15 protein-coding genes are annotated in these 15,239 nt (G+C 68.1%); 13 read left to right on the forward strand and 2 right to left on the reverse strand.

Features of this window, described 5'->3' with window-relative positions; translation table 11 throughout:
* Position 1 precedes the first annotated feature (1 nt).
* Positions 2 to 1,093, forward strand: a complete 1,092-nt coding sequence (gene prfA / locus ACR80S_RS07680) for a peptide chain release factor 1 (RefSeq protein ID WP_435399973.1) — start codon at positions 2 to 4, stop codon at positions 1,091 to 1,093.
* A gap of 32 nt (positions 1,094 to 1,125) precedes the next feature.
* On the forward strand, positions 1,126 to 1,983 hold the full coding sequence (gene prmC, locus ACR80S_RS07685) for a peptide chain release factor N(5)-glutamine methyltransferase (RefSeq protein WP_435400099.1): 858 nt from the start codon (positions 1,126 to 1,128) through the stop codon (positions 1,981 to 1,983).
* Between the two features lie 43 nt (positions 1,984 to 2,026).
* Here prmC and ACR80S_RS07690 read toward each other — a convergent pair whose 3' ends face one another.
* Positions 2,027 to 2,176 (reverse strand): hypothetical protein, encoded by a 150-nt coding sequence (locus ACR80S_RS07690; protein ID WP_435399972.1) that lies wholly within the window; start codon positions 2,174 to 2,176, stop codon positions 2,027 to 2,029.
* Here ACR80S_RS07690 and ACR80S_RS07695 point away from each other — a divergent pair.
* The 10 genes from ACR80S_RS07695 to ACR80S_RS07740 all read left to right on the forward strand — a co-directional run bounded on the left by ACR80S_RS07695 (position 2,166) and on the right by ACR80S_RS07740 (position 12,822).
* Entirely contained in the window at positions 2,166 to 2,666 is a 501-nt protein-coding gene (locus ACR80S_RS07695; RefSeq protein WP_435399971.1) for an Lrp/AsnC ligand binding domain-containing protein, read from the forward strand. The genes ACR80S_RS07690 and ACR80S_RS07695 overlap by 11 nt on opposite strands.
* Positions 2,667 to 2,674: 8 nt before the next feature.
* Positions 2,675 to 3,421, forward strand: coding sequence for a HesA/MoeB/ThiF family protein (locus tag ACR80S_RS07700; protein ID WP_435402944.1), 747 nt, complete (start codon positions 2,675 to 2,677; stop codon positions 3,419 to 3,421).
* 206 nt (positions 3,422 to 3,627) lie between these two features.
* On the forward strand, positions 3,628 to 4,935 hold the full coding sequence (locus ACR80S_RS07705; RefSeq protein WP_435402945.1) for an NAD(P)/FAD-dependent oxidoreductase: 1,308 nt from the start codon (positions 3,628 to 3,630) through the stop codon (positions 4,933 to 4,935).
* 36 nt (positions 4,936 to 4,971) lie between these two features.
* Positions 4,972 to 6,318, forward strand: a complete 1,347-nt coding sequence (locus ACR80S_RS07710; protein WP_435399968.1) for a glutamine synthetase family protein — start codon at positions 4,972 to 4,974, stop codon at positions 6,316 to 6,318.
* A 104-nt stretch (positions 6,319 to 6,422) separates the two neighbouring features.
* Positions 6,423 to 7,529, forward strand: coding sequence for a polyamine ABC transporter substrate-binding protein (locus tag ACR80S_RS07715; protein WP_435402946.1), 1,107 nt, complete (start codon positions 6,423 to 6,425; stop codon positions 7,527 to 7,529).
* 55 nt (positions 7,530 to 7,584) lie between these two features.
* Positions 7,585 to 8,730, forward strand: coding sequence for a polyamine ABC transporter ATP-binding protein (potA, locus tag ACR80S_RS07720; RefSeq protein ID WP_435402947.1), 1,146 nt, complete (start codon positions 7,585 to 7,587; stop codon positions 8,728 to 8,730).
* A gap of 82 nt (positions 8,731 to 8,812) precedes the next feature.
* The gene (locus tag ACR80S_RS07725; RefSeq protein WP_435402948.1) at positions 8,813 to 9,724 is read left to right on the forward strand and encodes an ABC transporter permease subunit; all 912 of its coding nucleotides are present in this window, start codon (positions 8,813 to 8,815) and stop codon (positions 9,722 to 9,724) included.
* Positions 9,725 to 9,726: 2 nt separating this feature from the next.
* Entirely contained in the window at positions 9,727 to 10,557 is an 831-nt protein-coding gene (locus ACR80S_RS07730; RefSeq protein ID WP_435402949.1) for an ABC transporter permease subunit, read from the forward strand.
* 30 nt (positions 10,558 to 10,587) lie between these two features.
* A complete protein-coding gene (locus ACR80S_RS07735) occupies positions 10,588 to 11,880 on the forward strand; it encodes an NAD(P)/FAD-dependent oxidoreductase (RefSeq protein WP_435402950.1) in 1,293 nt (430 codons plus the stop codon).
* Between the two features lie 249 nt (positions 11,881 to 12,129).
* A complete protein-coding gene (locus ACR80S_RS07740) occupies positions 12,130 to 12,822 on the forward strand; it encodes a glycine zipper 2TM domain-containing protein (protein ID WP_435399962.1) in 693 nt (230 codons plus the stop codon).
* Between the two features lie 92 nt (positions 12,823 to 12,914).
* Here the strand turns inward: ACR80S_RS07740 and ACR80S_RS07745 are convergent, their stop codons facing one another.
* Positions 12,915 to 14,285: a glutamine synthetase family protein gene (locus tag ACR80S_RS07745; protein WP_435399961.1), complete on the reverse strand. Its 1,371-nt coding sequence runs from the start codon at positions 14,283 to 14,285 to the stop codon at positions 12,915 to 12,917.
* Between the two features lie 169 nt (positions 14,286 to 14,454).
* Between ACR80S_RS07745 and ACR80S_RS07750 the strand changes: the two genes are divergently transcribed.
* Positions 14,455 to 15,231 carry a gamma-glutamyl-gamma-aminobutyrate hydrolase family protein gene (locus ACR80S_RS07750; RefSeq protein ID WP_435402951.1) on the forward strand — a complete coding sequence of 259 codons (777 nt, stop codon included), beginning with the start codon at positions 14,455 to 14,457 and terminating at the stop codon, positions 15,229 to 15,231.
* Positions 15,232 to 15,239: the final 8 nt, after the last annotated feature.

Genomic DNA, 15,239 nt, shown 5'->3' on the forward strand with positions numbered 1-15,239 from the left:
CATGAAAGCTTCCCTGCGTCAGCGCCTCGACGCCTTCGGCGAGCGCTTCGAGGAGCTCTCCGCCCTGCTGGCGGATCCCGAGGTGATCGGCGACCAGAGCCGCTTCCGCGACTACTCCCGCGAATATGCCGAACTCGAGCCCCTGGTGGAGACCTGGCGCGAATTCCGCGGCGTGGAGGGCGACATCGAGGACGCCGAGCAGTTGGCCTGTGACAGCGACCCGGAGATGCGCGAACTGGCCGCCCTGGAGCAGGCCGAGGGGCATGAGAAGCTCGTGGCGCTGGACGAACGGCTCAAGCAGCTGCTGGTTCCGAAGGACCCCGACGATGGACGCAGCGTCTTCCTGGAGGTGCGCGCCGGCACAGGCGGCGACGAGGCAGCGCTGTTCGCCGGCGACCTGTTTCGCATGTACTCCCGCTATGCCGAGCAGCACAGCTGGAAGGTGGAGGTGGTCAGCGCCAGCCACGGCGAGCAGGGCGGCTACAAGGAGATCATCTCGCGGATCAAGGGCGACGGGGTCTATGCCCGGCTCAAGTTTGAATCCGGCGCCCACCGGGTGCAGCGGGTGCCGGCCACCGAGTCTCAGGGACGCATCCACACCTCCGCCTGCACCGTGGCGGTGATGCCCGAGGCCGATGCGGTGGGCGACATCGAGATCAATTCCGCCGACCTGCGCGTGGATACCTTCCGCTCCAGCGGCGCCGGCGGCCAGCACGTCAACACCACCGACTCCGCGATCCGCATCACCCACCTGCCCAGTGGCGTGGTGGTGGAGTGTCAGGAGGAGCGCAGCCAGCACAAGAACCGCGCCAAGGCGATGTCGCTGTTGGCCGCCAGGCTCAGGCAGACCGCCGTGGACTCGCGCCGCCAGGCCCAGGCCGATGAGCGCAAGAGCCTGGTCGGTTCCGGCGATCGCAGCGAGCGCATCCGTACCTACAACTTCCCCCAGGGGCGGGTCACCGATCACCGCATCAACCTGACCCTCTACAAGCTCGGCGAGGTGGTCAGCGGCGAGCAGCTCGACGAGGTGATCGACCCGCTGATCCACGAGTACCAGGCGGAACAGCTCGCCGCGCTGCAGCAGGAGGGCTGATGTGCAGGAGGGCTGATGTGCAGGAGGGCATGATGCGCCTCGATGCCCTGCTGGTGGAGGCTGCCGCTCGCCTGGCGGCGGCCGGCTCGCCCAGCCCTCGGCTCGACGCCGAGATGCTGCTGTGCCATCTGCTCGGGGTCGATCGCACCTGGCTCTACACCTGGGGTGATTGCGAGGCCGAGGCGGCGAAGGTGGCGTGCTTCGAGGCGCTGCTGACACGGCGCGAGGCCGGCGAGCCGGTGGCCTATCTCACCGGCGAGCGGGAGTTCTGGGGGCTGCAGCTGGTCACCGAGCCCAGCACCCTGATTCCCCGCCCCGACACCGAGACTCTGGTGGAGGCCGCCCTGGAGAAGGCGTCCGCGGCCACCGGGCGTCTGCTGGATCTGGGCACCGGTACCGGCGCCATCGCGCTGGCCCTGGCCAGCGAGCGGCCGGGTTGGGGGGTGATGGGGGTGGATCTGCGCGCCGAGGCCGTGGCGCTGGCCGTGCGCAACGCCGCGCGACTCGCCATTGTCAATGCCTCCTTCCGCCAGAGCGACTGGTTCGCCACGCTGGGTAACGGGGAGAGGGCCACCCAGCGCTTCGAGCTGATCGTCTCCAACCCGCCCTATCTCGCCGATGATGACCCCCATCTGGCCCGGGGCGACCTGCGCTTCGAGCCGGTGAGCGCCCTGGTGGCCGGGGAGGGCGGCCTGGCCGATCTGTACCATCTGGTACGCACTGCGCGTGGGCACCTGGCGTTGGATGGCTGGCTGCTGCTCGAGCACGGCGCCGAGCAGGGCTCGGCGGTGCGCGAGGCCCTGGTGGCGGCCGGCTATCTTGAGGTGACGACGCGGCTCGACCTGGCCGGCCATGAGCGGGTCACTCTGGGGCGCTGGCCGGGACGTTGAGGGGGCGGCTGGCAGTGGCCGGCGGGGGTGTGGTACATCTTGATCAGAAAATAATACCGAAAGCCGCCGTGATTTCATGACTGAAGACCCATTTGCCGCCATCGTGGCGGTGGTTTTCAGTCGGATCGACTGTCACGCCGGCTCTATCCGCCACTCCCAAGACCGACACAGCCACCACGCCAATGAAAGCCAAGACTCGCTCCCTCGACCGCATCGACCTCAAGATCCTGCGCTGCCTGCAGGACAACGCGCGCATCTCCTACGTGGACCTGGCCACCCAGGTCGGGCTCTCCACCACGCCCTGCCTGGAACGGGTCAAGCGCCTGGAACGTGCGGGCGTGATCCGCGGCTACAAGGCGGTACTCGATCCCCGGGCGCTGAAGGCCAACCTGCTGGTCTTCGTGGAGATCAGCCTGGAGACCCAGTCGCCGGCGGTGTTCGACGAGTTCCGTCGCGCCGTTTCCAAGCTGCCCCAGATCCAGGAGTGCCATCTGGTCTCCGGGCAGTTCGACTACATCCTCAAGTGCCGCATCCCCGAGATGTCCGCCTATCGCCAGCTGCTCGGCGACGTGGTGCTGACCCTGCCGGGGGTCAAGGAGTCCAAGAGCTACGTGGTGATGGAGGAGGTCAAGGAGGAGTTCTCCCTCCACGTGCCCGACATCGAGGAGTTCGAGGACAAGTGACCGCGACCATGAACGATGGGGACCTGCTGCGCTACAGCCGCCAGATCATGCTGGCCCAGATCGACATCGAGGGGCAGGAGCGGCTGCTGGCCGGCCACGCCCTGGTGGTGGGCGCCGGCGGGCTCGGCTCGCCGGTGGCCCTCTACCTGGCCGCCGCCGGTGTGGGGCGGCTGACCCTGGCCGACGCCGACGCGGTGGAGCTCTCCAACCTTCAGCGCCAGATCGCCCACGGCGAGGCGGACCTGGGCCGCAACAAAGCCCAGTCGGCCCGCGAGGCGGCGAGAGCGCTCAACCCCGGCTGCACCATCGAGACCCTCACCGCCCACCTGGAGGGCACGGCCCTGGCCGCGGCGGTGGCGGCGGCCGATGTGGTGCTCGACTGCACCGATCGCTTCTCCAGCCGCTACGCCATCAACGCCGCCTGCCGCGAGGCCGGCGTGCCGCTGGTCTCCGGGGCGGCGATCCGCTTCACCGGCCAACTGGCGGTTTTCGACCTCCGCGACCCCGAGGGCCCCTGCTACGCCTGTCTCTATCCGCCCGACGACAGCGGCGACGAGGCGCTCTCCTGCGCTGAGAGCGGCGTGGTGGCGCCGCTGGTGGGGCTGATCGGCAGCTTCCAGGCGCTGGAGGCGATCAAGCTGCTCAGCGGCGCCGGCACGCCCCATCGGGGGCTCTCCACCTTCGACGGCCTCTCCGGCCAGTGGCGACACTTCCGGGTGCCTCGCGATCCCGCCTGCCCGGTCTGCGGCGGCTGAGGGCGTGGTGGCAGTTGGTGGTCATTTCTTGACGCCCTCCGCGCCGGCCTGGAGTCGAAAGCGCCGCGATGGTGGGCTGGCGGTTGTCTGGCTCAATAGCTCGGGTGCAACGTTGTTATTGATTACTTGACAACCTCGCGGCGCCTGGTGTCAAACTGGTCAGGGAATCAACTCACCTAACAACAACGAGAACGAGCGCACTGCGTATGACCGCATCGGCTTCCCGCCCCTCCCGCCTCGATCGGCGTCCGGTTTCCTGGTACCGCGATTCCATTGCCGTCGACCTCGGCCCCTGCCCGCCGCTGGCGGGCGAGGTGCGTGCCGATGTCTGCGTGGTCGGGGGCGGGGTCACCGGCTGCTCGGCGGCGCTGCATCTGGCCGAGCGCGGCTACTCGGTGGTGCTGCTCGAGGCCAGCGAGATCGGCCACGGCGCCTCCGGGCGCAGCGGCGGCCAGATCCTGCCGGGGCTGGGCACCGACATCGCCACCGTTGAGCGGACGCTGGGTCTCTCGGTCGCCCGGGATATCTGGGCGATGAGCCGCGAGGCGGTGCGCCTGACCGCCGAGCTCATCGCGCGCCACGCCATCCCCTGCGACCTCGCCTGGGGCTACCTGCACGCCGCGGTCAAGCCGCGCCACGTGCGTGAGCTCAAGACCTTCCGCGATCGCCTGGCGCGGGACTACGGCTACCAGGCGCTGGGCTGGCTCGAGGGCGAGGCCCTTCGCGAGCACGTGGTCAGCGACGCCTATCCCGGGGCCCTGTTCGAGAGCGAGGCGGGCCACCTGCACCCGCTCAACTACACTCTCGGCCTCGCCCGCGCCGCCCGCGAGGCGGGGGCCGTGCTCCACGAGGGCAGCCCGGCCCTGGAGATCCGCCAGGGGTCTACCCATCGGGTGGTCACCCACGCGGGCAGCGTCAGCGCCGATTTCGTGGTGCTGGGCACCAACGCCTTCCAGCACGGCCTGGTGCCGGAACTGGATGGCCGGGTGATGCGCGCCGCCAACTACATCATCGCCACCGAACCGCTGTGTGCCGAGCGCGCCGCCCAGGTGCTGCCCCGGAACGATGCGCTGTCGGATGCCAACTTCGTGCTCGACTACTATCGTCTCTCCGCCGATCGCCGGTTGATCTACGGCGGTGAGGTGAGCTACACCGGCCGCGAGCCGGCAGGCCTGCAGGCGCGCATGGATGCCAAGATTGCCCGGCTCTTCCCGGTGCTCTCCGGCGTGCGCATCGACTACCGCTGGGGCGGCGAGGTGGCCATCACCCTCAATCGGGCACCGGACTTCGGCCGCATCGGCCAGACGCTCTACTATGCCCAGGGCTACTCCGGCCACGGCATGGCCCTGGCGGGGCTGGCCGGTAAGCTGATGGCCGAGGCGGTGGCCGGCCACGCCGAGCGCTTCGATGCCTTCGCCGCCATGCCCCATCGACGCTTCCCCGGCGGTGAGACACTGCGCACGCCGCTGCTGGTGCTGGCCACCGCCTTCTACAAACTGCGCGATCGACTATGACGAGCGCCCGTCCGCCGGGCGCCTGATGAGGGTTCCATGAAAGACCTGGAAAGCTGGTTGAAGGAGCGACGCATCACCGAGGTGGAGTGCCTGGTGATGGATATCACCGGCATCGCCCGCGGCAAGATCACGCCGGTCTCCAAGTTTGTGGCCGAGAAGGGCATGCGCTTGCCGGAGAGCGTGCTGCTGCAGTCGGTGACCGGCGACTACGTCGAGGACGACATCTACTATTCGCTGCTCGACCCCGCCGACATCGACATGATCTGCAAGCCCGATGGGGGGGCGGCCTATTCGGTGCCCTGGGCGCTGGAGCCCACCGCCCAGGTGATCCACGACTGCTTCGACAAGATGGGCAACCCCATCGAGCTCTCTGCCCGCAACCAGCTCAAGAAGGTGCTGGCGCTCTACGCCGAGCAGGGTTGGCGGCCCATCGTGGCGCCGGAGATGGAGTTCTACCTCACCAAGCGCTGCGAGGACCCGGACCTGCCCCTGCAGCCGCCCATCGGCCGCAGTGGCCGCCAGGAAACCGGTCGACAGTCCTTCTCCATCGACGCCGCCAACGAGTTCGACCCGCTGTTCGAGGACATGTACGACTGGTGCGAGGCCCAGGGGCTGGATATCGACACCCTGATTCACGAGGAGGGCACCGCCCAGATGGAGATCAACTTCCGTCACGGCGACCCCCTGACCCTGGCCGACCAGGTGTTCCTGTTCAAGCGCACCATGCGCGAGGCGGCCCTGAAGCACGACGTGGCCGCCACCTTCATGGCCAAGCCGGTGACCAACGAGCCGGGCAGCGCCATGCATATCCACCAGAGCGTGCTCGATGCGCAGAGCGGCAAGAGCATCTTCTCGAACGCCGACGGCACCATGAGCCAGCTTTTCCTGCACCACATCGGCGGGTTGCAGAAGTTCATCCCCGAGTCGCTGCCGCTGATGGCCCCCAACGTCAACTCCTTCCGCCGCTTCCTGCCCGACACCTCGGCGCCGGTCAACGTGGAGTGGGGCGAGGAGAACCGCACCTGCGGCCTGCGGGTGCCCGACTCCAACCCGCAGAACCGTCGGGTCGAGAACCGCCTGCCGGGCGCCGATGCCAACGCCTACCTGGCCATTGCGGCGAGCCTGCTGTGCGGCTACCTGGGGATGATCCAGAAGCTCAATCCCTCGGCGCCGGTACAGGGGCGCGCCTTCGAACGCCGCAACCTGCGCCTGCCCTTCACCCTGGAGCAGGCGCTGGAACGCATGGAGCACTGTGCCGAGCTCGAGACCTACATGGGCAGCAAGTTCGTGACCGGCTTCGTGGCGGTCAAGCGGGTGGAAAACGAGAACTTCAAGCGCGTAATCAGCTCCTGGGAGCGGGAATTCCTGCTGCTGAGTGTCTGACACGACCCGCCAGCGTTGAGACCGCTCGCTGAGCGGGTGGCTACGCTGGCCTCGTCGGGCCCGTCCCAGGGCGACCGATAACAACAAGTGACGAGAGGTGAAGGATGATGCAAACCAAGCGACTCTCCCTGGCCGTGGCCGCCGCCAGCCTGGTGCTCGGCGCCGCCACCGCCCAGGCGGCCGGTGAAGTACGGATCTACAACTGGTCCGACTACATCGCGCCGGACACCCTGGCGAAGTTCACCGACGCCACCGGCATCGAGGTGGTCTACGACGTCTACGACAGCAACGAGGTGCTCGACGCCGCCCTGCTCGCCGGGCGTTCCGGCTATGACGTGGTGGTGCCCTCCAACCACTACCTGACCCGCCATGTCAGCGCCGGTGTGTATCAGGAGCTCGACCATGACAAGCTGCCCAACCTGAGCAACCTCAACCCGGAGCTGATGGACGACCTGGAGATCGTGGACCCGGGCAGCCGCCACTCGGTCCCCTACATGTGGGGCACCAACGGCATCGGCTACAACGTCGACCGGGTCACCGAGATCCTCGGTGATGATGCGCCGCTGGATTCCTGGGCGCTGCTCTTCGACCCCGAGGTGACCGCCGCCCTCCACGAGGCGGGGTGCGGGCTCTCGATGCTCGATTCCGGCGACGAGATGCTCTCACCGGCCATGGCCTACCTGGGCCTCTCGCCGCTCTCCGAGGAGGCCGCGGATCTCGAGGCTGCCGGTGACCTGGTCGCCGCGGTGCGTGACCACATCACCTACTTCCACTCCTCGCGCTACATCACCGATCTGGCCAACGGCGACATCTGCGTGGCGGCGGGCTACTCCGGCGATATCTTCCAGGCCGCCGACCGTGCCGAAGAGGCGGGTCGCGACTTCACCATCGCCTACAGCATCCCCAAGGAGGGCGCCGCGCTGTGGTTCGACATGATGGCGATCCCCGTGGATGCGCCGAACCCGGACAACGCCCACGCCTTCATCAACTTCATCCTCGAGCCCGAGATCGCCGCGGCGATCACCGAGTATGTGGTCTATGCCAACCCCAATCTGGCCGCCAATGCGTTCCTCGCCCCGGAGATCCTCAACGACCCGGCCATCTACCCCGACCAGGAGGTGATGGACAACCTATACGTGGCCGAGGAGAAGCCCCTGGCCGTCCAGCGCGTGCGGACCCGGGTGTGGAACCGCGTGAAATCCGGCCGCTGAGGCCGTCGCTGCTCATGGCGAGGGTCGCCATGGGCGAGTCGAAGAGGAGATGTCCATGCCCCCCAACGAGAGTGCGGCCAGGGAGCCGGCGCGTCCGCCCGGGCGACGCACCGGTGATGACCTGGTCGAGATCCGCCGGATCAGCAAGCGCTTCGACGGCGAACTGGCGGTGGATGACGTCAACCTGACCATCCGCCAGGGCGAGATTTTCGCCCTGCTGGGCGGGTCGGGTTCCGGCAAGTCGACCCTGCTGCGCATCCTGGCCGGCTTCGAGACACCCAGTGACGGGCAGGTCCTGCTCGACGGCGAGGACATCACCGCCATGCCGCCCTATGAGCGGCCGATCAACATGATGTTCCAGTCCTACGCGCTCTTCCCCCACATGACCGTGGCGCAGAACATCGCTTTCGGGCTCAAGCAGGACCGCCTGCCCCGGGCCGAGATCGAGCAGCGGGTGACCGAGATGCTCAAGCTCGTGCACATGGAGGCCTTCGCCCGTCGCAAGCCCCAGCAGCTCTCCGGCGGCCAGCGCCAGCGGGTGGCGCTGGCCAGGTCGCTGGCCAAGCGGCCCAAGCTGTTGCTGCTCGACGAGCCCATGGGCGCGCTGGACAAGAAGTTGCGCACCGAGATGCAGCTCGAAGTGGTGACGATCCTCGAGCGGGTCGGGGTGACCTGCATCATGGTCACCCACGACCAGGAGGAGGCCATGACCATGGCCGACCGGGTGGCAATCATGTCCGATGGCTGGATCGCCCAGGTGGGCACGCCGGTGGACGTCTACGAGAGCCCGTCGAGCCGCATGGTGGCCGAGTTCGTGGGCACCGTGAACCTCTTCGAGGGGGAAATTCGCGTCGACGAGGCCGACCACTGCATCATCTCGAGTGCCCGGCTGGGGCGCGACATCTACATCAGCCACGGGGTCAGCACCCAGGCCGACGAGCGCCGGGTATGGGTGGCCGTGCGACCGGAGAAGACCGCGCTCTCCCGCACCCGCCCGGAGGGCGAGTACAACTGGACCGCCGGCACGGTTGAGGATATCGCCTACCTGGGCGGGCTCTCGGTCTACTTCGTGCGTACCGAGACGGGTGTCCTGGTCAAGGCCAGCCTGGCCAACGTCGAGCGCCGCGGCGACCGCCCCGGCTGGGACGAGCCGGTCTACGTCAGCTGGGACGCGATGAGCGCCGTGGTCCTTCACGAGTAAGCCCTTCACGACTAGCCCTGCACGATTAGCACTGCATGTGTGAGTGCAGCATGAGCCCCGGCCCGAACCGGTGAGGAGCCCCATGAAACCCATAGCCTTCGAGCGCCTGAAGCGGCGCCTGCGTCCCGGACGCGGCTGGGTCATCGCCGTGCCGCTGCTGTGGCTTTCGCTGTTCTTCCTGGCACCTTTCGCCATCGTGTTGAAGATCAGCCTGTCGGAGGCGGCCATCGCGGTGCCGCCCTACCAGCCGATTCTCGATGTCACGGCCGAGACCCTCAACATCGCGCTGAACCTGGGCAACTACCTGTTCCTTGCCAGCGATTCGCTCTATGTGGCGGCCTACTGGGGCTCGGTGAAGATCGCCTTCCTCTCGACCGTCTTCTGCCTGCTGATCGGCTACCCCATGGCCTACGCCATGGCCCGCACCCCGGCGCGCTGGCAGCTGGTGCTGCTGCTGCTGGTGATGCTGCCCTCCTGGACCTCCTTCCTGATCCGGGTCTACGCCTGGATGGGCATCCTCAGCAACACCGGGCTGATCAACAACCTGCTGCTGTGGGTCGGCCTCATCGACTCGCCGATCCGCATGATGAACACCAACTTCGCGGTGATGCTGGGCATCGTCTATGCCTACCTGCCGTTCATGATCCTGCCGCTCTACGCCAACCTGACCCGGCTCGACGACTCCCTGCTGGAAGCCGCCTCGGACCTGGGCTCGCGTACCTTCAATACCTTCCTCACCGTGACCCTGCCGCTCTCCAGGGGGGGCATCATCGCCGGCTCCATGCTGGTGTTCATCCCCGCGGTGGGGGAGTACGTGATCCCCGAACTGCTCGGTGGGCCCAACACGGTGATGATCGGCAAGGTGCTGTGGGAGGAGTTCTTCCTCAACCGCGACTGGCCGGTGGCCTCCGCGCTGGCCATGGTGATGCTGCTGCTGCTGCTGATCCCCATCGCGCTGTTCCATCGCTATCAGTCACGCGAGCTGGAGGAGTGATCATGCGCAAGCCGTCGTTCACCACGCTGATGCTGATACTGGGGCTGCTGTTTCTCTACCTGCCCATGGTGGTGCTGGTGGTCTACTCCTTCAACTCGTCGCGGCTGGTGACGGTGTGGGCGGGTTTCTCTGCGCACTGGTACCTGGAGCTGCTGCGCGACCGGCAGATACTCGCCGCAGTGTGGACCAGCCTGCGCATCGCCTTCTTTGCGGCCTCCATGGCGGTCTGCCTGGGCACCCTGGCCGCCTTCGTGATGACCCGCTTCGGCCGCTTTCGCGGCAAGACCGCGCTCTCCAGCATGGTCACCGCCCCGCTGGTGATGCCCGAGGTGATCACCGGCCTGTCGCTGCTGCTGCTGTTCGTGCAGATGGCTCAGATCATCGGCTGGCCGGCGGATCGCGGCATGGCCACCATCTGGATCGCCCATACCACCTTCTGCAGCGCCTACGTGGCGGTGGTGGTCTCCTCGCGGCTGCGCGAGGTGGACCGCTCCATTGAGGAGGCGGCCATGGACTTGGGGGCGCGGCCGGTGAAGACCTTCTTCCAGATCACTTTGCCGGTGATCGCCCCGGCGCTGGCCGCCGGCTGGCTGCTGGCCTTCACCCTGTCGCTGGACGACCTGGTGATCGCCAGCTTCGTCTCCGGCCCCGGGGCCACCACCCTGCCCATGGTGGTGTTCTCCTCGGTGCGTATGGGCGTCTCGCCCAAGATCAACGCCCTGGCCACCCTGATCATCCTGGCGGTATCGCTGGCCACCTTTCTGGCCTGGTACTTCATGCGCCGCAGCGAGGCGCGCCGGCTGGCCGCCCTGCGCCAGCAGGATGCCCTTTGATGGCCATTTTGCAGAGTCTGGAGCCCTGTCATGCCTGAACAGCCCCACGGCGAGCACGTCGCCTCCTGGTACGCCGCCACCGCCAACCCCGCCCCCGAACGCCCGGCGCTGTCGGGCGAGGTCGAGTGCGACGTCTGCGTGGTGGGGGCCGGCTTCACCGGCATCTCCGCCGCGCTGCATCTGGCCGAACGCGGCCACTCGGTGGTGGTGCTGGAGGGCGCCCGGGTGGGCTTCGGCGCCTCCGGGCGCAATGGCGGCCAGATGGTCAACAGCTACAGCCGTGACATGGACGTGATCGAGGCGAAATTCGGCGCCGAGACCGCACGCGCCCTGGGCGACATGGCATTCGAGGGCGGCCGCATCATTCGTCGCCGCATCGAGCATTACGCCATCGACTGCGACCTGCGCGACGGTAACCTCTTCGCCGCCTTCAACCCCAGGCAATTCGAGGGGCTGCGCGAGCACAAGGCGCTATGGGAGCGCTACGGCTACCGGGAGCTGGAGCTGCTGGAGGGCGAGGCGGTCAAGGGCGAAGTCGCCACCGACCGCTACGTTGGTGCCCTGGTGGACCACGGCGGTGGCCACCTGCACCCCCTCAACCTGGTGCTGGGCCAGGCCGCGGCCCTGGAGTCCCTGGGCGGGCGCATCTTCGAGCAGTCGGCGGTGGAGGAGGTGATTCACGGTGAGCCGGTCACCCTGCGCACCGCCCGCGGCCGAGTCAAGGCCCGGCGGGCGGTGATGGCCGGCAACGCCTACCTGCGCGGCGTGCTGCCGGAGATCGAGGGCAGATCGATGCCCTGCGGCACCCAGATCATCACCACCGAGCCGCTGGGTGAGGCCCGCGCTCGCGCGCTGATTCCCCGCGGCAAGGCAGTGGAGGACTGCAACTACCTGCTCGACTACTACCGGCTGACCCGGGACCACCGCCTGCTCTACGGCGGCGGTGTCAACTACGGCGGCGCCGACCCGGCCGACATCACCGCGGTGATCCGCCCCAAGCTGCTGGCCACCTTTCCGGGGCTTGCCGACGTCAAGGTAGACCACGCCTGGAGCGGCACCTTCCTGATGACGCTCAATCGCCTGCCCCAGTTCGGGGTGGTCAACGGCAACGTCTACTACGCCCAGGGCTACTCCGGCCACGGCGTCACGTGCTCCCACTTGGCGGGCAAGCTGATCGCCGAGGTGCTGCACGGCCAGGGCGAGCGCTTCAACGCCTTCGCCGGGCTTCCGCACCTGCCCTTCCCCGGCGGGCGCCTGCTGCGGGTGCCGCTCTCCGCCCTGGGCGCCTGGTACTACGCCACACGGGACCGCCTCGGGGTGTGATCCTGCGGTCGCGACGCCGAGGTGTCGCTGCGTGTTGCTTCGTGTCGCAACCTGGCGACGGCGGGTCAGATAATGGGGAAGCCGCGTCCCCGCCGCCCGATGGACGGCGCGGGCCCCTATACTGGCAGCATCGCGGTGGCGCAGGAGGCCCCACCGCAACCCTTGCCATCACCATCATCGAGCCGAGTCACCTACGCCTGGAGCCATGCGAGTTTCAGCGACGGGCCCGCGCCCGCGAGGAGGAGAGCAATGAGCAAGTCGATCATCGTGGGATCCAGTCTGGCCGTCCTGGGCCTGGGCGGTCTGGCTTTTGGCGCCTGGCAGGTCCAGGAGAACAGTACCCCCGAGCCGCAGTTTGCCGAGATCATCGGCGTGAAAACTGCGACCCGCAGCGTGGAGCGCCCGCGGGAGGTCTGCGAGGACGTGGCACGGGTGGTGAGCGAGCAGGTGCCGGTCGAGGTACCTGTTCAGGTGCCCGTCACCCAGGCCGCGCCCTCCGGACCCGGTGCCAGTCAGGATCCCCATCGCGTCATTGGCACCGCGGCCGGGGCCATCGTCGGCGGCCTGCTGGGCAACCAGGTGGGCGGCGGCAGCGGCAAGAAGCTGGCCACCGTGGCCGGTGCCATCGGCGGCGGCCTGGCGGGCCGCGAGGCGCAGAACCGCGTCGAGGCCCGTCAGCACGCCCAGGCGGGGGGGCAGGTTCAGTACGAGACCCGCTACGAGACGCGCTACGAGACCCAGTCCCGGACCGTGACCGAACGGCATTGCCAGACGGTCATGGAGAGCCATGACGAGCCCCTCGGATACGACGTCACCTATCGCATCGACGGCGAGGAGATGACCCGGCGAATGGACAGCGCCCCCCAGGCCGAGCGCCTCCCGGTGGTGGAAGGCGAGGTGCAGTGGCAGGCCGCGCGGGAAGAGTCCGAGACACAGAGCTAGGCCCCGACCGCCGCCGCAGACAACGCCCCCGGACGCTTGAGTTCGGGGGCGTTGTGGCTTCTGGCCGGGTCGAACTCGATCAGCGGCAGCGCCTAGACGTGGCGCAGGTACCAGTCGTACTCGAGTTGGCTCACCGCCTGCAGGGAGTGGGCGCGTTCGGCGCGGCGGTTGGCCAGGAAGACGTGGAGAAAGTCGTGCCCCAGGGCCTCGCCCAGGACCGCGTCGGCCTCCAGCAGGTCGAGCGCCCGCTGCCAGCTGTTGGTGAGGCTGGGAGGCGCCTGGTCGTAGGCGTTGCCGACGATGGGGGCCGGCGGGTCGAGCGCATTGGCGAGTCCGTGGTGGATGGCGGCCAGCAGGGCGGCCAGGAGCAGGTAGGGATTGGCGTCGGCGCCGGCCACGCGGTGCTCGATGCGCCGGGCGGCCGGCACCCCGGCGGGGATGCGCAGGGCCACCGAGCGGTTGTCGAAGCCCCAGGTGGGGGCCATGGGCACGTAGAGCCCCGGCTGCAGGCGGCGGAAGGCGTTCAGGTTGGGGGCGCAGATCGCCATGGAAGCGGGCATCAGGGCCAGCAGGCCGGCCACCGCCTGGCGCAACCGCGGGCTGCCCAGGGGGTCGTCCCCTGGCTCGCTGAAGACGTTGTGGCCGTTGTGATCCAGCAGGCTGATATGCACGTGCATGCCGTTACCCGCTTCCTGGCCATAGGGCTTGGCCATGAAGGTGGCTTCGAAGCCGTGGCGCAGCGCGACACCCTTGATCAGCCGCTTGAGCTGCACCGCATGGTCACAGGCCGCGAGCACGTCATCACAGTGCATCAGGTTGATCTCGAACTGCCCCGGGGCACACTCCTTCAGGGCGGTGTCCAGGGGCAGCCCCTGAACCTGGGCGGCGGACTGTATGTCCTCGAGGAAGTCGGCATACTCGTCGAGCTCCAGCATGGAGTAGAGCTGGCTCTGGGTGGCGCGCTCGCCGCTGACCGGAGAGCAGGGCGGCTGGATCAGGCCGACGGCGGTACGCTGTCGATCCACCAGGTAGAATTCCAGCTCCACCGCCACCACCGGGGTGAGGCCCAGTGCGGTCAGGCGCCCCAGCACCCGCGCCAGAAGCTGCCGGGGGTCGGCGAAGAAGGGCGTGCCATCGAACTCCTCCATGGTCATCAGCAGCTGGGCCTGGTTGCCCCGGGCGACCCAGGGCACCGGCTTGAGGCTGCCGGGGATCGGTCGGCAGAGGCGGTCGCCATCGCCGCTGTCCAGGCCCAGCCCGGTCGCTTCGATGGTGTGGCCGTTGATGTCCAGGGCGAAGACGGAGGCGGGCAGGGCGATACCGCCGGTATAGGCCTTGGCCAGGTTGTCTCGAGGGATTCGCTTGCCGCGTATCACACCGTTGAGATCGCTGATCAGCAGGTCGACGCTGCTGATCTCCGGATGGGCGTCGAGAAAGGCCTGGACATCGTCGGGAGCAGGCATGAGCGCACCTCTGGCGTTGTGATCGTTATGGCCCCTATCCTTGTTGCGGCGCCTGGTGTTGTCAAATATTTTACGTGCCCATGAGCTTTTACGGGTTGGAAAGCCATCTTCAGGTGGCTATGGTGAGTAAAACATAACACCAGGCAAGCTGCCTTCGAGGAGAAACGCGATGAGGACCCGACCCCTGGTGGGGGTGATCGCCTGCCACCGTGAGGTGGAGGGGCATCCCGCCCAGATGGTGACCGACAAGTACCTGCGTGCCCTGTGGGACTACGGCCTGTCGCCGGTGATCCTGCCGGTGTGGGAGGAGCAGGAGGCCCACCCCGGCGAGGCTCGTGCGCTGCTCGAACGCCTCGATGGCCTCCTGCTCACCGGCAGCTACACCAACGTCGAGCCGCGCCGCTATGGCGTCGAGCGGGCGCCGGAAAATGTCCGCGACGATATCCACCGGGACGCCGCGGCCCTGATGTGGATCCCCGCGGCGCTGGACCTCGGCCTGCCGTTGCTCGGCATCTGTCGAGGCTTCCAGGAGCTCAACGTGGCTTTCGGCGGCACCCTTCATCAGGCGGTGCAGGGCGTTCCCGGCCTGCAGGACCACCGCGAGCCCCAGGGTGACCGCGAGGCGCAGTATGCGCCCACCCACGAGATCACCCTGGTGCCCGGCGGGCGACTGGCGGCGCTGCATCCGGTGTCCACAGCCCGGGTCAACTCCCTGCACCAGCAGGGCATCGCCGAGCTGGGCATGGGCCTCGTCGCCGAGGCCCATGCCCCGGACGGACTGGTCGAGGCGGTATCGGTAGCCGATGCTTCCGGCTTTGCCCTGGCCGTGCAGTGGCACCCCGAGTGGCGACCCCGTGAGCACCCCCTGAACGATGCCCTCTATCGGGGGTTTGCCGAGGCGTGCCGGGTTCGCCAGGCCGCCACACCCGCTCGCTCGACGGCCTGAGCGGCCCG

Origin of the sequence: Halomonas salsilacus (genome assembly GCF_051216275.1) — a bacterium.
Classification (GTDB): Bacteria; Pseudomonadota; Gammaproteobacteria; order Pseudomonadales; family Halomonadaceae; genus Halomonas.